15 protein-coding genes are annotated in these 19,514 nt (G+C 60.1%); 8 read left to right on the top strand and 7 right to left on the bottom strand.

What is annotated here, in order from left to right; genetic code table 11:
• Nucleotides 1-705: 705 nt before the first annotated feature.
• Nucleotides 706-2,637 carry an EAL domain-containing protein gene (locus GEI7407_RS04595; RefSeq protein WP_015170962.1) on the bottom strand — a complete coding sequence of 644 codons (1,932 nt, stop codon included), beginning with the start codon at nucleotides 2,635-2,637 and terminating at the stop codon, nucleotides 706-708.
• Nucleotides 2,638-2,989: 352 nt separating this feature from the next.
• On the opposite strand from GEI7407_RS04595, the gene GEI7407_RS04590 reads away from it, so the two are divergent.
• Nucleotides 2,990-3,628, top strand: coding sequence for a molybdenum cofactor guanylyltransferase (locus GEI7407_RS04590; RefSeq protein WP_015170961.1), 639 nt, complete (start codon nucleotides 2,990-2,992; stop codon nucleotides 3,626-3,628).
• On the opposite strand, the gene GEI7407_RS04585 is transcribed toward GEI7407_RS04590, so the two are convergent.
• The 6 genes from GEI7407_RS04585 to GEI7407_RS04560 form a co-directional block, all read right to left on the bottom strand.
• On the bottom strand, nucleotides 3,625-5,016 hold the full coding sequence (locus GEI7407_RS04585; protein WP_015170960.1) for a sorbosone dehydrogenase family protein: 1,392 nt from the start codon (nucleotides 5,014-5,016) through the stop codon (nucleotides 3,625-3,627). The genes GEI7407_RS04590 and GEI7407_RS04585 overlap by 4 nt on opposite strands.
• Before the next feature lie 175 nt (nucleotides 5,017-5,191).
• A complete protein-coding gene (locus GEI7407_RS04580) occupies nucleotides 5,192-5,779 on the bottom strand; it encodes a DUF4178 domain-containing protein (protein ID WP_015170959.1) in 588 nt (195 codons plus the stop codon).
• A gap of 71 nt (nucleotides 5,780-5,850) precedes the next feature.
• A complete protein-coding gene (locus GEI7407_RS04575) occupies nucleotides 5,851-7,431 on the bottom strand; it encodes a polyamine aminopropyltransferase (protein ID WP_015170958.1) in 1,581 nt (526 codons plus the stop codon).
• 89 nt (nucleotides 7,432-7,520) lie between these two features.
• Entirely contained in the window at nucleotides 7,521-7,751 is a 231-nt protein-coding gene (locus tag GEI7407_RS04570; RefSeq protein ID WP_015170957.1) for a hypothetical protein, read from the bottom strand.
• Nucleotides 7,752-7,832: 81 nt separating this feature from the next.
• Complete coding sequence (locus tag GEI7407_RS04565; RefSeq protein ID WP_015170956.1) at nucleotides 7,833-8,834, bottom strand: hypothetical protein; 1,002 nt, start codon at nucleotides 8,832-8,834, stop codon at nucleotides 7,833-7,835.
• A gap of 183 nt (nucleotides 8,835-9,017) precedes the next feature.
• Nucleotides 9,018-9,161, bottom strand: coding sequence for a chlorophyll a/b-binding protein (locus GEI7407_RS04560; RefSeq protein ID WP_015170955.1), 144 nt, complete (start codon nucleotides 9,159-9,161; stop codon nucleotides 9,018-9,020).
• A 568-nt stretch (nucleotides 9,162-9,729) separates the two neighbouring features.
• Here GEI7407_RS04560 and GEI7407_RS04550 point away from each other — a divergent pair.
• The 7 genes from GEI7407_RS04550 (at nucleotide 9,730) to cysE (ending at nucleotide 19,418) form a co-directional block, all read left to right on the top strand.
• Nucleotides 9,730-10,665, top strand: a complete 936-nt coding sequence (locus GEI7407_RS04550) for a DMT family transporter (protein ID WP_015170954.1) — start codon at nucleotides 9,730-9,732, stop codon at nucleotides 10,663-10,665.
• Nucleotides 10,666-10,720: 55 nt separating this feature from the next.
• Nucleotides 10,721-12,103, top strand: coding sequence for an FADH(2)-oxidizing methylenetetrahydrofolate--tRNA-(uracil(54)-C(5))-methyltransferase TrmFO (gene trmFO / locus GEI7407_RS04545; RefSeq protein WP_051030678.1), 1,383 nt, complete (start codon nucleotides 10,721-10,723; stop codon nucleotides 12,101-12,103).
• A 126-nt stretch (nucleotides 12,104-12,229) separates the two neighbouring features.
• The gene (gene metH, locus GEI7407_RS04540; protein WP_015170952.1) at nucleotides 12,230-15,829 is read left to right on the top strand and encodes a methionine synthase; all 3,600 of its coding nucleotides are present in this window, start codon (nucleotides 12,230-12,232) and stop codon (nucleotides 15,827-15,829) included.
• Between the two features lie 400 nt (nucleotides 15,830-16,229).
• Nucleotides 16,230-16,502 carry a hypothetical protein gene (locus GEI7407_RS04535; protein ID WP_015170951.1) on the top strand — a complete coding sequence of 91 codons (273 nt, stop codon included), beginning with the start codon at nucleotides 16,230-16,232 and terminating at the stop codon, nucleotides 16,500-16,502.
• A 558-nt stretch (nucleotides 16,503-17,060) separates the two neighbouring features.
• The gene (locus GEI7407_RS19320; RefSeq protein WP_015170950.1) at nucleotides 17,061-17,717 is read left to right on the top strand and encodes a hypothetical protein; all 657 of its coding nucleotides are present in this window, start codon (nucleotides 17,061-17,063) and stop codon (nucleotides 17,715-17,717) included.
• 259 nt (nucleotides 17,718-17,976) lie between these two features.
• Entirely contained in the window at nucleotides 17,977-18,456 is a 480-nt protein-coding gene (locus GEI7407_RS04525) for a hypothetical protein (protein WP_015170949.1), read from the top strand.
• 194 nt (nucleotides 18,457-18,650) lie between these two features.
• A complete protein-coding gene (gene cysE / locus GEI7407_RS04520; RefSeq protein ID WP_015170948.1) occupies nucleotides 18,651-19,418 on the top strand; it encodes a serine O-acetyltransferase in 768 nt (255 codons plus the stop codon).
• Nucleotides 19,419-19,514 lie beyond the last annotated feature (96 nt).

Raw genomic sequence — 19,514 nt, 5'->3', positions numbered from 1 at the left:
GATAAGAAGTTATTCATTAGATCAAATTCTGGGTTCTAGAGGGTTGCTAGCTGCTGTCATTAACAGACATTTCAGCTGCAATTTCAGACCATAGACCGATACAAAAACCAACGATGCTCTTTCATTCCCCTGGGCATGAATCTCGACCAGTGCCCATCGACTAGAAAGGTTGTGAGCGCAGCCAAACCCAGGTAAACAAGGGGTTTAGGCTTGCATCAAGCCGTTATTTGCTGATTTCTAGGAGCATTTGTCTCATCATTCGCTTCCTCGAAAGCTCAGTATAGCGCGACGTAGATCTAGAAATTACCGAGGAAATTCTGAGGCAGTTGGCAACAACGACGCATAGAGAGTATGGGCTTCATTGTCAGCAAGGTAAAACGGCTTTTCTGTGACTGTCATCACAGAAGTCAAAAAGTTTAAACTTCTCTGATATTTTCTTTTTTCTTAAGCTGTTAAGTCAGTCAATGAGCGGCATTGAAGAATTTTGAGGCTCTGGATCAATTCTGAGAAAAACACGATTTCAAATGAATTTTTGTGATATCTCGAAATATTTCACTTCTTTAATATTTTTACGTAAAAACACTGGGCTTGGAGAAAAAGAAAGCGCTTTCTGGGCTGAGCAAAGTTTTTGGGGCGGGGCGCAGAGATCGTTATAGAACTGCTCAAAGGGCGATCGGATCGCGATCGCCTGATAGGTCCCTCGGGCTAGGCAGAGCGCGATCGCGTTTTGGCCACGCTCCCCGCCGCTAGGGGCAGCGGCGCGGGCAGCGGCACCGCAATTTTGTAGCCCTGGGCGTAGTCGATCCCCAGCTCCATCACCTTGGCAAGGATGCTCTCTGTCTCCACAAACTCCGCCACCGTCTTGATCCCCATCAGGTGGCCAATCCGGTTGATGGCTTCTACCATGGCCACATCCACCGGGCTGCTCACGAGGCTTTTGATAAAGTTGCCGTCGATCTTGAGGTAGTCCACCGGCAGGTTTTTGAGGTAGCCAAAGGAGGACATGCCGCTGCCGAAATCATCTAGGGCAAAGTAGCAGCCGATGGCCCGCAGCTGGTCAATGAGCTTCACAGCCCGCGTCAAGTTTGAGATGGCGACGGTTTCGGTAATTTCGAAGCACAGCAGGGAAGGCGCGATGTCAAAGCGGGCGAGCTGATGGCGCACAAACTCCACGAACTGGTCATCGTTGAGGCTGGCGCCGGACAGGTTGACGCTGTACAGCCAGGAGGTGCCAGTCTCGGTGGTAAGGCCGCGCTGGCAGCGATCCTGGTGTTGGCGGCAGAGGGTGGTGAGGACCCAGCGATCGATGGCCTGCATCATGCCGTAGCGCTCCGCCGCTGGCAAGAAGGCGGAGGGAGGCACTAGGTGCCCCGCCTCGTCGGGGAGGCGCAGCAGGACTTCGTAGTGGGTTGTGGCAGCGGCCAGACACTGGCTAATCTCGCGATCGGAGGTGTCTGCCAGGGTAGCAACGGGCACGATGGCCTGATAGTAGAGCTTGAAGCGATCGCGCTCTAGGGCATCGGTAATCTGGGCCACCCAGTGAACCTGGCCCTGCTTTTGCAGCAGCTCGCGATCGCCCATCTCATAGACCTGAATGCGGTTGCGGCCTCGGTTTTTGGCTGCGTAGCAGGCCGCATCCGCCGTATTGAGCAGCGCAGCGCTGCTGCCGCAGCCCTTGGTCACCGCCGTCAGGCCAATGCTCACGCCAATGGCAAAGACCCGCCCCTGCCAGCAAAAGCGCAGAGCCGCAATGCTCGATCGCAAACGCTCAGCCACCTGACGGGCTTCCTCCAGGGAGCACTGCTGGAGCAAAATGCCAAATTCATCGCCCCCCAGGCGAGCCAGCAGGTCACTGGTGCGCAGGTGTCCCTTAAATAAATTGGCAACCTGGCGCAGCAGCTCGTCTCCCGCTGCGTGACCGCAGGTGTCGTTGACGATCTTGAAGCAGTCGAGGTCGAGGTAGGCCAAAATGGGCGGGCGATCGGCGATAGAGGCGTCCCCAGAGACGTCGGCGATCGCCTGTTCGAGGCACTGCTCAAATTCGCGGCGGTTCAGCAAGCCGGTCAGCGGATCGTGGCTCGCTTGCCAAGACAAGCACTGATTGAGCAGCGAGATTTCCTGGGCCTGCTGCATCAGCTCTGCCCGCTGAGCCGCCAAGAGCTGGGACTGAGCGATCAGCAGCGCCTGGAAGTCTAGCAGGCGCAGTTGGTGGTCTTCAGAAACAATCACAATAGGTTCGTAAAGGTGAGCTGTAGGACGCTGAAGCGCTTTTTGGACAGCATCTTCGATGGGACTCGCCGCCGACAGCAGCAGCGGAGCCTGGCAATTTTCTGCTGCTTCTAGGAAGATCTGAATGGGTCGCTTTAGAAAGAGCTCGAGGCTGTAGGGACGGCTCATGCGCTCCATGAAACGCTGACGAGAGATCATTCCCCGGAAGCCCTGATTTTCGGTAATCAAAACTCCTGGCAACTCCGGGCATCGGGCCAGTTCTCGGGCAATCACCTCGCCAAAGGTTTGGGGAGTAACCTGAAAGTCATGACAGGCCAGGTCTCCCAGCTTTGTGCGAGGAATAACGCCGGGCAGGGGAAGGTGCGCCAGAGTAACTATCCCGCTTGTAGAACGCTGCGAATTCAGCATACCGACCGAATGTTATAGCAAGGTTATGCCTGGGGGAGACGCGATCGCCCATTAAATCAGCGAAAACAGCCGCTTTCTGGGCATCAGAGCCGATTTTCCAGGTCTTAGGACTTTTCTTACGTCTCTATAAGCTTTGTTGTAGCTTGAAGGGCATTTTTTCGACTTCCTAAGCTTTGTTGTGATTGCGCTACAAATGCCCTTAAGTCATTTGTTTACTCTATTAGCCCCGCTGGAGGGTTGGCGCTAGGAAACGCAGTCAAGATGCCTTTCCAGAAGAGAGGATCAACGATAGGCGATAACGCCGGGGGCATGGGCACCACAGAAGAGTCGGCCAGGGAGAGAGGCGATCGCGATGGAGTCGTCAGCAGTGCACACCCAAAATTTTCTCAGCGTCCTGATTTTGGCGGGGGGCAACAGCCGCCGCATGGGCACCGACAAGGCGCTGGTGCCGGTGGATGGCGAGGCGATGCTGGCCCAGGTGTGCCGCGTGGCTCGGGGCTGTAGCGATCGCGTTTTTGTGCTGACGCCCTGGGGCGATCGCTATCAGGCGGTGCTGCCCCCCGACTGTCAGGTGCTCAGCGAGGCGCGATCGCCCGGGGAAGAGGCGCCGGGGCCGCTGGTGGGCTTCGCGGCCGGGCTGCGGCAGCTTTCGAGGGAGTGGGTCTTGCTGCTGGCGTGCGACCTGCCTCGCCTGGAGGGGGCGCAGATGGGAGCGTGGGCCGCCCAGCTGCCCCAGGTTCCGGCGGAGGCGATCGCCTGGCTGCCTCGCCTGGGCGATCGCTGGGATCCCCTGTGCGGCTTTTATCGGCGGCGGTGTCTGGCCAGCCTGGAGGCCTTTATTGAGGGGGGCGGGCGATCGTTCCAGCGCTGGCTGGACCGCGAAGTCGTCGAGGTGCTGCCCGTGGACGATCCCCAGTGGCTGTTTAACTGCAACACCCCCGACGATCTGCGCATCCTGGCGGGAGGCGATCGCCCCCCGCCCCCTGCCTAGGTTCCCGCGTACTGGATCCGGTAGATCCGGTTGTTGGCCTCCTCCGTCACCAAGAGACTGCCATCGGGCAAGGCCAGCAGCCCCACCGGGCGGCCCCAGGTATCCGGCCCGCTGGGATTCACCAAGAAGCCCGTCAAGAAGTCCTCGTAGGCGCCGGTCGGGCGATCGCCCTCAAAGGGCACAAACACCACCTTGTAGCCCGTGCCTTCATTGCGATTCCAGGAGCCCCGAAAGGCCACGAAAGCGCCATTGCGGTACTTCTCCGGGAACGTCGTCCCGTCATAAAATTGCAGCCCCAGGGCCGCCGAATGCGACTGGAACAGGACATCCGGCATCTTGGTCTGGGCCGCTAGCTCCGGCTGCAAGCTTTGGCCATTGGCGGCGCGGTTGCGCGGATCCAAGCGATCGGGCTCGAAGTAGGTGTAGGGCCAGCCATAAAACTCCCCTTGCTGAATCCGAGTCAGGTAATCCGGCACCAGATCGTCTCCCAGGCCATCGCGCTCGTTGACCGTCGTGTATAGCTCCTGAGATCGCGGATGAAAGTCCAGGCCCACCGGATTGCGCAGACCGTAGGCGAAGGTTTGGGCCTCCGAGCCGTCCAGGTTCATCACCTGCACCGAGGCGCGGGGCAGCGGCTCCGGCTCAGCGTTCGAGCGCGAGCCCACCGACACATAGAGCTTTTGGCCGTCTGGGGCAGCCACCACGTTGCGGGTCCAGTGCTGGCGGTAGCCGCCCCCTGGCAGGTCCGCGATTTTTTCGCCGGTGCCGGTCAGGCGGCCCTGGCCCTGCTGGTAGGGAAAGCGCAGCACCGAGTCGTGATTGCCCAAGAAGAAGGAGCCCCCCGCGAAGGCCATGCCGAAGGGGATATCCAGGCCGTTGCCGCTCTCCGCAAAGACCTCCTGGACGTCTGCGACGCCGTCTTGATTGGTGTCACGCAGCCGCCGAATCCGGTTTTGGCGGGTTTCGGTCACCAGCACGTCGCCCTCGGGGGTCAGGGCCAGCCAGCGCGGCGCGTCGAGGCCTTCAGCAAATACGTTCACCGTGAAGCCCGCTGGCACCCGCAGGGTGGGATTGCTGGGGATGGGAATCACGTTGGGCGGACGAGCAGCGCTTTCGCTGGCGTAGGGCGCGGGCAGATCGTCAGGCGTGATGCGAATGGGCGTGGGGGAGAGGGGCTCCGTGGCGATCGCCTTGGCCGGGAGCGTCGTCTGGGCAGACACCGGCGAGGCCGCCAAAGACGGCTCGGGGGACGCTGGCGCTGGCGCCATAGAGGATTCGGTGGGGGCGCTCTCACAGGCGATCGCGCCGCTGATCAGGGCCAAGGCCAATCCCCGCCCCAAAGGAACCATCCAGCGGGACGAAACAATGGGAAAACTCACTCGAAACATAGTGGATAGGGCTCTCTCAACATCAAAGGGGCCGCTGCGCTACTGCCCAGCCAGCCGGGATCGCCACCAAACCAAGCATCGTACAGGGGAGTCGCCCTGGAGGCGTCTCTCCTTTCTAGAGTGCCGAAGAGCCCGCAGTTTTGCCTGTCTAGCCCAAGATAGATTCGCGATCGCCCTATTCGCGATAAACGCTGCGACCCTGACCCGGCAAGATCGTCAGCGACGACGGACGGATGCGCTTGCCGACAGTCACCTCAGGCTCCCCATTCCAGATTTCGACGGACAAGACCTTGTCGTCGGGGCCTTCATAGTCGAAGTAGCGGCATTTCTCGGCCTGTCGCTGGCGCGTCTGGCCAATGCGGCTCATCATCGCCACCCCCGCCTCGACGCGCCGGTACGAGTCGCCCAGGTAGGTGATTTGGCGCGGCGGCTCTGCGCCCAGTTCCAGATCGGTGGTCACCTCTAGCAGGGCCACCTCCACGCGATCGTCTTCTTCGACCGACAGCCAGCTCAGGCGATCGTCGTCTTGTAGCAGGTACTCCGTCCAGGTGTAGCCATTGTCGTTGTAGTCAAGCCGTCCCTCGACCACCCAGTCTGTCGCCAGGTACTGCACAATGTCCCCCACCTGCAAGTCAAAGACCGTGCGGGCCGCCGTGGGCAGAGACGCCTGGGGCGGAGCCCCTTCCAAGCGCTGCTGTCGCCAGTAAAGAAAGGCGCCCCCCACCACGACAACCACGATCGCCAGCAAAAAAAGCGACAGCATAGAGACTTATCTCCTCTCCAAGGCATGTGTTTCAAGATTGTCGATCGCAGTCACGATCTCCGGCACTGTTTTTAGTAATACACCGCCCAGTGAGGATCGCTCTGGTAGCGGACGATGACCGGACGAGCCAAGCGGTTGATTTCGACAGGCTGGGGCTGCATGTCCTTGGGCAGGACGAAAATCTGGGCCAGCAAGGGCTCGGTCAGAAAGCGAGTCTCCACCGGCAGCGTCAGCGCCGAGAGGTCCAGAGGCGATCGCGCCGCCAGCACAAACCCCCACGGTCCAAAGCTCGGCACGTCCACACTGTAGGGGTGCACAGCCATGCCTACCGACTGGAGGGTGGCGGCGATGCAGGCCATCACCTTGGGCGCAAAAAACGAGCTCGACGCCTGGGTCACCATCACCCCGTCCGGGGCCAAGCGAGACACGAGCTGTTGATAAAACCCCTGGGTGTAGAGCTTGGCAATGGTGTCGCGATCGGGATCTGGAAAGTCCGCAATGATCACATCAAAGGTCGTGGGCAGCTTGGGCACCGCGAGAAAGGCATCGGCAAACTGCACCTCGACCCGCGGATCCTCGAAGGCCCCCTGATTGGAGCGCCGCAAAAAAGGATGACGCTGGGCCAGCTTCACCACGGTGGGGTCCAGCTCCAGAACGACCACGCGCTCGACCTCCGGCCACTTGAGGACCTCCCGCAGGGCCATGCCGTCCCCGGCCCCCAGCAGCAGCACCTGGCGGCGGTGGGGATTGGCGCTCATCACCGGATGCACCAGGGCCTCATGGTAGCGGTACTCATCGAGGGTCGACAGCTGCAAGTCCCCATCCAAAAACAGCCGCACGTCCCGTCCCATGCGGGTGACGACGACGCGCTGGTAGGCCGACTGGAGCCGGGTGACCACGGGCGCCCCGTAGAGGCTGTTTTCGAGGCGATCGCTCAGGGGCACGGACAGCGGCGCAAACACCAGCAGGGCGATCGCCACCGCCAGCCCGTAGTGGCTCCAGCGGCGCAGCCGGGGAAACTCGCGCCCTAGGAAAAACACCATGAACGCCGGCAAAGACCCGATCGCCGCCGCTGACGGAAACAGGCCGATCAGCGGCAGCAGCAGCACCGGAAACGCAATCGATCCGCACAGCGCCCCCACATAGTCCAGGGCCAGCACCCCCGAGAGGGCATCCCGCAAGCCTTTTTCCTGCTCGACCAGGCGCGTCAGCAGGGGCACCTCCATCCCGGCCAAAGTCCCCAGGATCACCGTCGCCAAAAAGAGGCCCGGCCACAGGGTCCCCCCGGCCACAAAGAGGGCAAACAGCCCCAGGGGCAAAAAGGCCGTCAAAGGCGCGATCGCCAACTCCACCTGCAAAAAGCAGCGCAAAAGCTGGCGCTGCTGCTGGGGGCGATCGCCCTGAAGAGCGACAAATCGGCTCAGGTAAGCCCCTAAGCCCATCGCCGCCAAGAACACCCCCACCGCCACGCCATAGGCCAGGGCCTGATTGCCCACCAGATAGCTAGCAAGGGTCCCCAAAAGCAGCTCCGCAGCCAGACCGCAGCTCGACGACACCGCCGTCGTCAGCAGCAGCAAGCGCCACTGCTGACGCGTGAGGGAATGCGGCTCAGGGGCAGCGTCCAAAGAATTTAACGGTTCGATCGCAGACATAAATTGGGCAGCTATCTTAAATCAGGATTGAGGGCTTCTCGGCAAGGTTGCGCAGGAATCTTGTCTTGTGCCATCACCGGACACAAAGGCTACTTGCCAACCCCCGGACCGCCCCCCTGAAAGCCGCCGTACACCGTGCGACTCGGCAGCGGCACCCAGACGCTGTTGTGGTAGTGGCCCGACAGGCGGGTGCCGTGGCGCGGCCAGTAGGCCGCCTGGGCTTCTTGGCCCAGGTGCAGCGCCGAGCGCTGGGTGTAGCTTCCGTAGATCGCTCCCATGGCGATCGCAATGGCTACGACTGCAAAAAGTTTGGTGAGCATGATTTCCCTTCCCCTTGACCCAAAATTTTTGAATGGGCGACTTCGCGCAGTGCGGGCGATGGCTCCTAAAAGCGATCGCCCCTAGCTCTGACGCAGCGTGATCACGTCCACAGGCTGGCGAGTCACCGCCCCGTCGCGCACCGTCAGACGCGTTGAATCCACCGGAGCATCCGGCATCACCGTCGCATAGAACCCATAGGAGCCCCGGGGCTCCAGGACAAAAAATGCGTCTAGGTGACCGGTTGCTCGATCCAGCTTGCCGTCTTCATCTTTGTGGAGCGTGAGCTTCACGGTCTCCGGCCGGGCGTAAATCTGGTCGCCATCGCCATTTTTGAGATAGAGGTTGACCTGGAGCGACTGGGGAGACGTTTCATCAGAAGCCACGTCCACGCTAACGCGCACCAAGCGGTTGGGGCCACCCACCACGGCGCGATCGCCCACGTCGCTGTCGTCTATCTTTTTAGCAATCACTTTTTTGCCGCTTTGGCCCACCGACAGGGACGCCAGCACCGCCAGCACCAGAGAACCAAAGAATCCCCCCCACAAATAGCGGCTATCGATAACGCCTCGGCTCACCTGCACCCGGAAGCTCACAGGCTCCTCGATTTCTTGCCCCGAGGTCAGGCCATACTCCAGCACATTCACCGCGATGGTCACAGGTCCTGTCTGGTCTTTGGTGGCAGAGCGTACGTCTAGGCCACCCCACAAGTCGTCCTCCGCCCAGGAACCAGACTCTCCCTCTTCGTACCAGGTCCCCGACTCGCGCCAGGCCTGCTTGATCGCCGAACCGAGCGGCGCGCCCTTGGCATCTAGGATCTGAATTTCGTAGGTGAGCCAGCGGTTGTCTGGGATGACGGCCTTCACATCGATCCGCGTGGCCCCCAGCCAGGCGCGCGGCAGCTTGATGGGCGCCAGCTCTGCCGGTTCTTCGGGTTCAGCAGACACGGTCGTGTTGACCACCGACTGGCGCAGAAACAAAGAGGTCAAACCCGCCACAAAGATCAGACCCACCGCAGCCCAAGCAACGTAAATCCAAGGATCGCGGAATTTCGCGGTACGGAGGGGCCGGATATCGACTGCCATAGCGGTTTCATCAGAGACAATGGCTACCAATCCACACTGCCACAAAGAAATTCGCGTGCAAGGGATTGTTGCAATTTTTTCCACTCACCGCTGACCGCACAAAAAAACTGGGGGACGTAAATCCCCCAGTTCTTGCAGCTAAGTTAACGATCTCAGGCCAGCTTGGTTGCGATGGAACAAAAATTACATCAGGCCGAGCTGGGACAAGATGCCTTGGCCGGTGACCAATTCGGTGATCAGGCCAACAACGAAACCCAGCATGGCAAGCCGGCCATTCCAGGTCTCAGCGAAGTTGGTAAAGCCGAACTTGGGCTCTTGATTTTCCATGATTCTGGCCTCCTGGAGAAAACCTTATCTGTTATGAAACTTAACGCAGGTTCCGGGCTTTCGCAATATTTCTTAAACCAAAATCACCAGATCTTGACTGATTTCACACTTTGGGCATATCAAAAGGCGATCGCCTCGCCCAATTGCTCAAGGCTGAGTGGAGGCTGGCTTGGCCCCTAGAGGTCGCTAGAGGCCAGAAGTGCGAAGGTTTGTAGCTTTGGGGAACTCCTCCCAGGGGGGCGCGTCCGGAAGCCAGACAAAGAAACCCCAGCCGAACCCGGCCGGGGCAGTGAGTCTATGAGTCTGTCTGAAAATAGAGTCCCCACTTTTGGGTACTTTTAACGCTTTTGATTCGTAAATTTCTGGCGAGTTTGGTGCTGAAACCGCGAACTTTTCTTTTGGGAAGCCGCTTTCGCCCCCAGGCTCGCTTTCGTTTTGCGGATTGAGCAGATGGCTTTTGGGCCGGGCACTGGCAGGGGCGATCGCGCCCCAAAAAACCGCTTCACCGCCAGGGTGAGCACCCAGCGTTTGCGTAGGATACTGGGGACACTCATCACCCAGAGCGCCCATGGATGCAGACTCTCAGGCCCCCCGCTGGCAGATTTGGCTGGTGCTGGCGGGGGGCATTTTGGCGGTTTCGACCGCAGCGATTTTTGTGCGGCTGGCGATCGCCGATGCGGGGTTGCGATCGCCCGCTTTTACGCTCTTTTTGGCGGCTTCGCGGCTGGCGATCGCGGCCTTGATTTTGCCGCTGCTGAGCCTGGGCCAACCGCCTCGCCGCCTCGCTTCGGCGGATTCTGTGGTGCTTGCTCGGTGGGCGGGGTTGTGTTTGGCGATTCACTTTGCGACCTGGATCACCTCGCTGTCCTATACCTCGATTGCTGCGTCGACGGCTCTGGTCACCACCAACCCGCTGTGGGTGGCGCTGATCGGCTGGCTGGTCTGGCAGGAGCGGCTGTCGCGGCGATCGCTCCTGGGGATCGGGCTGGCCCTGGCGGGCGGCTTGCTGATCGGCTGGGGCAGCAGCGGCGGGGCGAGTCCCGGCAGCGCGCCCCTCTTGGGCAATGGGCTGGCGCTGGTGGGGGCGATCGCAGCCAGTGGTTATATGATCCTGGGCCGCGAAGCCCAGCATCAGGGTCTGAGCACGCGCGCCTATGGGGCGATCGCCTACAGCACCGCTGCGCTCTTGCTGCTGCCCCTGCCCAGCCTGCTGGGCTTGGCCTACCGCCAGCTACCCGCCAGCGTCTACGGCTGGGCGCTGCTAATGGGGATCGTGCCCCAGCTCGTGGGACACACCAGCATCAACTGGGTCCTGCGCTGGGTGTCGCCCACCTGGGTTTCCCTGGCGATTTTGTTTGAGCCGGTCGGCGCCAGTCTGCTGGGGTACTGGCTGTTTGGGGAGCGGCCAGACCTGTGGGTGGGGTTTGGCGCAGGCCTGCTGCTCCTTGGCGTGGCGATCGCCCTTCTCGGTGCGCCCACATCTCCCCCCAAAGCCTCCGCCTAGACACCCAAACCAGAGCGGTACAATGGAAAATCTCTGGTTTAGGGCAACGGGCACCATGGCATCTGAGCAACAACCCATTCACGTCATCGGCGGCGGACTCGCAGGCACCGAAGCCGCCTGGCAAATCGCCCAGGCCGGGGTCCCCGTGATCCTCCACGAAATGCGGCCGCTTCAGGCCAGTCCTGCCCACCACAGCGAAGAACTGGCCGAACTGGTGTGCAGCAACTCCTTTGGGGCTCAGGCCACCGATCGCGCCGCTGGTCTCCTGCACGAAGAGCTGCGTCGCCTGGGCTCGATCATCATCGGCAAGGCCGACGAGCACGCTGTCCCCGCCGGGGGTGCCCTGGCCGTGGACCGGGGCCAGTTTAGCCAGGACCTGACCCGCACCCTGGCGGAGCATCCCCTCGTAGAGCTGCGGCGCAACGAAGTCACCGCCATCCCCACCGATAGCATTGTCGTTTTGACCTCTGGCCCCCTGACCAGCGCCGCCCTCGCTGAGGACCTGCAGCGCTTTACCGGCATGGCCTACATGAGTTTCTTTGACGCGGCCAGCCCCATTGTGATCGGCGAATCGATTAATCACGAGGTAGCCTTTTTCGCCTCTCGCTACGATCGCGGCGAAGCGGCCTACCTGAACTGCCCCCTCAGCCGGGAACAGTACCTCCACTTCTGGCAAGAGCTGTGCCAGGCCGAGCAGGCCGAGCTCAAGGACTTCGAGCGCGAAACCGCCAAATTCTTTGAGGCCTGCCTGCCCATCGAGGAAATGGCCCGGCGCGGTGAAGACACCATGCGCTACGGCCCCATGAAGCCCGTCGGCCTGTTTGACGCGCGGCTCGGAGACTTTAAAGATCCGGCAAATCGGGACAAGCGGCCCTACGCGGTGGTGCAGCTGCGCCAGGAAGACAAGGCCGGTCAGCTGTGGAACATGGTCGGCTTCCAAACCAACCTCCGCTGGGGCGAGCAAAAACGGGTTTTCCGGCTGATTCCGGGCCTGGAGAATGCGGAGTTTGTCCGCATGGGCGTCATGCACCGCAACACCTTTATCAACTCGCCGGAGCTGCTGGATGCCAGTCTCCAGTTTCGCAGTCGGGCCACGCTGTTTGCGGCGGGGCAGCTGGTGGGCACGGAGGGCTACACCGCCGCCGCGGCGGGCGGCTGGCTAGCGGGCACCAACGCCGCCCGCGTCGCGCGGGGACTCGATCCGCTGGTCTTGCCCGCGACGACCATGATGGGCGCTCTGTTTGCCTTCATCAGCTCCGCCTCGCCGAAGCATTTCCAGCCCATGCCGCCCAACTTTGGCATCCTGCCCGATCTGGGTCAGCGGATTCGCAGCAAACCGGAGCGCTACGGGGCCTATCGCGATCGCGCTTTTGCCGATCTCGCGGCTTGGCACACCAGTCTCGACGGTTCTGCGCCTGGCCTGCTGGTCAACGCCTAGGAATCCGGCAAAATATAAAAGCGTCTAGATTTGGGCTCTTTGGGAGTCTGTCCTCTTGGCATCGCCAAATTCGCATCGCCAGACGCGATCGCCCGTTTCCATCCTCAACGCTCGTTTCCAACACCGATGAAAAGCCTCTTTCTCGAACGCCTCTACAGTCCAGAGCGGCCCGTCATCGTCTTCGACGGCGCCATGGGTACCAACCTACAGGTTCAAAACCTCACCGCCGAGGACTTTGGAGGCCCCGAGTACGAAGGCTGTAACGAGTACCTCGTCTTTACCAAGCCCGAGGCCGTCAAAACCGTCCATCGGCAGTTTCTCGAAGCCGGGGCCGACGTGATTGAGACCGACACCTTTGGTGGCAGCACCTTCGTCTTGGCAGAGTACGACCTCGGCGATCGCGCCTACGAGCTCAACAAAACCGCCGCCGAGCTGGCCAAGTCCTGCACCGCCGAATTCTCCACCCCCGACAAGCCCCGATTCGTCGCGGGCTCCATCGGCCCCGGCACCAAGCTGCCCACCCTCGGCCACATCGACTACGACACCCTCAAGGAGGCCTTCACTGTCCAGGCCCAGGGGCTCTACGACGGCGGCGTCGATCTCTTTATTGTGGAGACCTGCCAGGACGTCCTGCAAATCAAAGCCGCCCTGAATGCCATCGAAGAGGTCTTTGCCGAAAAAGGCGATCGCCTGCCCCTGATGGTCTCTGTCACCATGGAAACCACCGGCACCATGCTGGTGGGCTCCGACATCAGCGCCGTCCTGGCCATCCTGGAACCCTACCCCATCAACATCCTGGGCCTCAACTGCGCCACCGGCCCCGACCGGATGATGGAGCACATCAAATATCTCTGCGAGCAGTCCCCCTTTGTGGTTTCCTGCATCCCCAACGCCGGCCTGCCTGAGAATGTCGGCGGCCACGCCCACTACAAGCTCACCCCCACCGAGCTGCGTATGGCGCTGATGCGGTTTGTGGAGGACTGGGGCGTCCAGGTGATCGGCGGCTGCTGCGGCACGCGGCCCGACCACATCGCCCAGCTGGCAGACCTCGCCCAAACCCTCACCCCCAAGGCGCGGGAGGTCCGCCAAAGCAACCTCAACGGCAGCGCCGCGACCCAAGAGCGCACCGCCCTGCACTACACCCCCGCTGCGGCCTCGATCTACAGCGCTCAGCCCTACGAGCAGGACAACTCGTTCTTGATCATCGGGGAGCGCCTCAACGCCAGCGGCTCCAAGAAGTGCCGCGACCTGCTAAATGCCGAAGACTGGGATGGCCTGGTGTCCCTCGCCAAGGCCCAGGTGCGCGAAGGAGCCCACGTCCTGGACGTGAACGTGGACTATGTCGGCCGCGACGGCGTCAAAGACATGAACGCTCTGGTCTCGCGGCTGGTCACCAACGTGACGCTGCCCCTGATGCTCGACTCCACCGAGTGGGAAAAGATGGAGGCGGGCCTGAAGGTAGCGGGGGGCAAGTGCATCCTCAACTCGACCAACTATGAGGATGGCGAGCCGCGATTTTTCAAGGTGCTGGAGCTGGCGAAGCGCTACGGCGCCGGGATCGTGGTCGGCACCATCGACGAAGAGGGCATGGCCCGGACGGCCGAGAAAAAGTTCCAGATTGCCCAGCGGGCCTATCGGGCAGCGGTCGAGTACGGCATTCCTGCCTACGAAATCTTTTTCGATCCGCTGGCGCTGCCCATTTCCACCGGCATCGAGGAGGACCGGGCCAACGGCAAAGCCACCATCGAGTCGATCCGGATGATCCGGGAGCACCTGCCGGGATGTCACATCCTATTGGGGGTCTCCAATATTTCCTTTGGCCTGAACCCGGCGGCCCGCATCACGCTGAACTCGGTGTTTCTCCACGAGGCCATGGGCGTCGGCATGGACGCGGCCATTGTGAGCGCGGCCAAGATTCTGCCGCTGGCCAAGATCGACCCCGACCATCGGGAGGTGTGTCGCCAGCTGATCTACGATGAGCGGCGCTTTGACAATGGCATTTGCGTGTTTGACCCGCTGACGGCGCTGACGAAGCTGTTTGAGGGGGTCAGCAGCAAGGATGCTCGCTCTGGGCCAGCGATCGCCGACTTGCCCATCGAGGACCGCCTAAAGCAGCACATCATCGACGGCGAGCGCATCGGCCTCGAGGACGCCCTGAAGGTAGCCCTGGAAACCTACGCGCCCCTGACGATCATCAACACTTTCTTGCTGGACGGCATGAAGGTGGTCGGGGAGCTATTTGGCTCGGGCCAGATGCAGCTGCCCTTTGTGCTCCAGTCGGCGGAAACCATGAAGGCGGCAGTCGCCTACCTAGAGCCTTTCATGGAAAAGGCGGACTCGGGCGACAGCAGCAAGGGCACTTTCATCATCGCGACGGTGAAAGGCGACGTCCACGACATCGGCAAAAACCTGGTGGACATTATCTTGTCCAACAACGGCTACCGGGTGATCAACCTGGGCATCAAGCAGCCGGTGGAGAACATCATCGAGGCCTACGAGCAGCACCGGGCAGACTGCATTGCCATGAGCGGTCTGCTGGTGAAGTCGACTGCCTTCATGAAAGAAAATTTGGCGGTGTTTAATGAGCGGGGCATCACGGTGCCGGTGATTTTGGGTGGCGCGGCCCTGACGCCGAAGTTCGTCTATGAGGATTGCCAGCAGACCTACAAAGGCCAGGTGATCTATGGCAAAGATGCTTTCTCTGATCTTCACTTTATGGATCAGCTGATGCCTGCCAAGGTGGCGGGGCGCTGGGATGATGCCCAGGGCTTCTTGGATGAGGCGGGGCAGCCAGTCCGGGAGCGCAGCGAGACGGAGACGGTGAGCGAGCAGACGCTCAAGGACGAGACTGAGGCGATCGCCGTTGAGGATACCCGCCGCTCTGAAGCCGTCAGCGCCGATATTTCCCGGCCTACGCCGCCTTTTTGGGGGACTCAGATCCTCGGGCCGGACGATATTTCGTGGGAAGAGATTTTCTGGTATCTCGACCATCAGGCGCTGATCGCCGGTCAGTGGCAGTTCCGCAAGCCCAAGGAGCAATCACGGGAGGAGTACGACGCGTTCCTCGCGGAGAAGGTCTACCCCATTCTGGAAACGTGGAAGCAGCGCGTCATCGAGGAGAAACTGCTCCATCCCCAGGTGGTCTACGGCTACTTCCCCTGCCAGGCGGAGGGCAATTCGCTGCACCTCTACGATCCGGCCCTCGGCGCTGAGCTGGCTGGATCGGCTCCGGTCGCGACCTTTGCCTTCCCGCGCCAGAAGTCTCTGCGGCGGCTGTGCATTGCGGACTTCTTTGCGCCCCAGGAGTCGGGCCAGGTGGATGTCTTCCCGATGCAGGCGGTGACGGTGGGGGCGATCGCCACGGAGTACGCTCAGACGCTCTTTGCAGGCAACCAGTACACCGACTACCTCTATTTCCATGGTCTGGCGGTGCAGATGGCTGAGGCCTTGGCCGAGTGGACCCACGCCCGGATTCGCCGGGAGCTGGGCTTCGGGGCTCAGGATCCGGACAATATTCGTGACGTGCTGGCCCAGCGCTACCAGGGCTCTCGCTATAGCTTTGGCTACCCGGCCTGCCCCAATATCCAGGACCAGTCCACCCTGCTGGAGCTGCTCCAAGCCGATCGCCTGGGCCTGCACATGGACGAAAGTGAGCAGCTGTATCCTGAGCAATCCACCACGGCCATCGTGACATACCACCCGAGCGCCAAATACTTCAGCGCTTAGCGCGCCGGAGTTTGCTGTTTGGTGACCCTCCCTCCCCCTCAAAACGGGAGGGATTTTTTGTGTTTTTTTCGCTGTTTGAAGTCATTTCGAACAGCGGTTTGGCCCCTGCAAACAGGCTAGGTGCCTCCCGCGACAGAGCCCTGCGCCAGCCGCTCTCTCTGCCGGAGAATCTCCTAAGAGAGAGATTGGGCGATCGCCGATGGGTCTATCACTCTAGGGTGATTTGATTTGTATTTTCTCTAGCTTTAATGGCAGTAACAAGCGATTCATTCTTGCTTGTGGGCTGTTAGTTTTTTCGCTATTCCATTGGTCAGTACTCACAACTTTTCTGTTGTCAGTTTCTTCGCCAATCGGATAGCCCTCTAGCACAGCGGCCCCGCAGAGACGCAGAGGAAATAGTATGACTGATCAAAAATCAGATAATAAAACGCCTTTGACTGCTAATCCGGGCGATCGCATTGATGATGCTAAAGATCTTGACGAAAAGTCAGAACAGCTGGCTGTCGATTCGCCCGATATCACCGGCGATCACATTCAAGTTCCCACCTACTTTGTGGTAGATGAACCCAACGGTGAGCAAAAAGCGCTGCATCACGTGAAGGACGCCGAGGAAATTTCTGACGTTATTCGTCAAGCTCGAATGGACGAAAACGGCGATCGCAAGTGGTGGTAATCCGCTTGTAGCAACAAAACTGCTCTTTCCGCATAACTTCCTAAGTGACCTCTCTAGCCGCCGTCAGGGCGGCTTTTTTGTGGCAATTATGTAAATCTGACAAAAGCTTCTTAAAGGCTGAGTTTCACCAAAGATTCTAGAAGTAGACGACAAGCGTCTATTTAAAGTAACTTCCGCACGTTTTCTAGATTCCCTGAGCTATCTGCAAGTTACAGTAGATATTTTTTGACAAATTAGTAATTCCTTAGAAATTCTTAGATCAACAGCGATCAAATCAAGCAAACAAACTACCAATAATCAAATTCAAACATTCCAAAAAGCACTCAACTATTCCATCAGACAGAGGCAGCATTCTATTCTCAGGATAGAGGAGTTTCTAAGAGCGATCGCCTAAGGTAGAAAACAAGGAAATGAAAGTTCCTTTTTAGCAAAGCTCTCTGACAGATTTATCTCAAAGATTGTCTTTATTCAGCGTTTGTTCATCTACTTTTAGCGATTTCTGACTCAAGACCTTCGCTTCCAAATTCCTCATCAATCATCACGATTCGAGATAGAAAAATGGCTAACCAAGATCCGTCCAAGATTCCTCCCCAGCAAACCAACCTCCAGGGCAGCACCGATGCCCGTCCCGCCACGCGCAGCGAGGTTGCCTACCGAAACGGCTACGTCCAAGGTCAAAATGCCAAAGACCGCAACTTAGTCGCCGAGGAGCGGCTGGCCCACGAACGAGCTCGCTACAATCTGCAAGCTTCCCGTGACAATGAGAATGCAGCGCGGGGTCTCCTGCTGGGGATCTTTGTGATGGCGCTGCTGGGCTTAGTGGGGGGTGCGCTGTTCCTCTTCAACCAGCGCGAAGAAAATAACCTACCCACGATCATCCCGGTTCCTCAAAACAATCAGCCGCAAAACCAGGCAGCTCCTCCCAGCCCGCAGCAGGAGACCACGATCATTGAGCGGACCATCGACCGGACCCAGGAAGTCATTCCGGTGCCCGCTCCCCAGCCTCAGCAGCCCGCCGAGCAGCCCGCGCCCCAAGCGCCCAACATTGACATTAATATTCCCAATCCGGTGCAGCAGTCCGGTGGTGAAGCCCAGCAGCCGGCTGAGGCTCCCGCCCCGGCAAACGAGGCTCCCGCAGCGGAGCAGCAAAGCGCACCCGAATCTCCCAGTAGTCCTGCTCCAGCGACGGCTCCTGAGCCCGCTCCGGCAAACTAAGTTGGCTTACTCTCTCCTGACAAAGTTCCTCAAAATTTCAGCCTGGTGACTTCGGTCATCGGGCTTTCTGTCTGGGAGGTGGCGTTTGGGAAGAGCGCTCAGGCTGCCGAAGGGACAGTGTCATTGGATACGCCAGCGTTACGGAGCAGGAAACTTTTGGGGCAAAGAGAGCGTCTATAGGACTTGCGAAACATAGGCGCGATCGCCCTGAAAGCGAAGGCTTGTGTGAGGGGTGCAACCAATGCAAGGAGGTTTTCTCATGAAACGAGTCGGAAAATTGTCGGGCGGACTCGCGATCGCCAGCTTGGCCCTAGGGGTCATCGGTTCAGCAGCGATCGCCCAAACAGCGACCTATGGGACCCTTGCCCTAGAACCCGGATTCACCAAGGTCCAGGCGTCTGGCTCCACAGGCGGGACGATGGACCTGCCGCGCATCGCCAACCGCGATCGCGACGGCCAGCGCTGCCTGGGCTACAGCCGTGACTACCAAGTTCCTGACCACCTGATTACCATCGCGCCGGGCACAGGCCCCATCACCCTAAAAGTCGAGAGCGGCAAGGACAGCACCCTGCTGGTGCGCGGCCCCAACCAAAGCACCGTACGCTGCGGCGACGACACCGAAACCAGCAAAGACGCCAGCATCAGCGGCTCCTTTGAGGCAGGCACCTACGAAGTGTGGGTGGGCAGCCTTCAGGCGGGCGATCGCTTCCGCTACCGCCTCACCGTCGAAGAGCAGTGATCTGCGCTCCCAAAAACCAGCGCTTCTTTGCAAAGACGCCAAAGACCTCTAGAGACCTCTGAAGACCAACGTCTAAATATCACCCTCCACCCCTGGGACTGATGTCCTGGGGGTTTCCTGACAGAGCGATCGGGGTCTTTCGCCTAGGCGTTAAAATAGTGAGTGGCTTCTGTCACCGCAGGTGGTAACCACTCGTGCTGAATACCCTCCGGACTGACTTTCGCATCATTTTCGAGCGGGACCCCGCTGCTAGAAACTGGCTGGAAGTTCTCCTTTGCTATCCAGGGCTGCAGGCTCTCACTTTTCATCGATTTGCCCACTGGCTGAGAAGTCTCGGTATTCCCCTCATTCCCCGCATGATTTCTCATCTAGGCCGGTTCATCACCGGGATTGAGATTCACCCAGGCGCCCGCATTGGTCGGGGCGTCTTCATCGACCACGGCATGGGCGTCGTGATCGGGGAAACGGCCATCGTGGGCAACTATGCCCTGATCTACCAGGGCGTGACCCTGGGCGGTACCGGCAAGGAAAGCGGCAAGCGCCACCCCACCCTGGGCGAAAACGTCGTGGTGGGTGCCGGGGCCAAGGTGCTCGGCAACATCGAGATTGGCGATAACGTCCGCATTGGCGCGGGCTCTGTGGTGCTGCGGGATGTCCCCTCAGACTGCACCGTGGTGGGCATACCGGGCCGAATTATCTATCGCTCGGGCGTCCGGGTGAACCCGCTGGAGCACGGCAGCCTGCCGGACTCCGAGGCCCAGGTGATTCGCTCCCTGGTCGATCGCATCGAGCAGCTCGAGCAGCAGCTTGAGTCGCTTCAGCAGTCGGTCAGGTCGTCGCCAGCGCTGACGGAGGAGCGGCTGATGGCCCTGGTGGGGGCTGGGGACGCCCTAGAGAAGTCGCCTCAGTGCCAGCTGCGCGATCGCGAAATCGAAGAATTTTTGGGCGGTTCGGGCATCTAATCGCCAAAGTTATGGCTCCAGATGACGGCGGGGACCCCTTCGGGTGTCCCCGCTTTTTTTGCGGCTTCCATGTGGGGCCAGCCGCTCGTCGAAGCG

The sequence above is a fragment of the Geitlerinema sp. PCC 7407 genome, assembly GCF_000317045.1.
Classification (GTDB): domain Bacteria; phylum Cyanobacteriota; class Cyanobacteriia; order PCC-7407; family PCC-7407; genus PCC-7407.
This window is presented reverse-complemented; position numbering and strand designations above follow the sequence as displayed.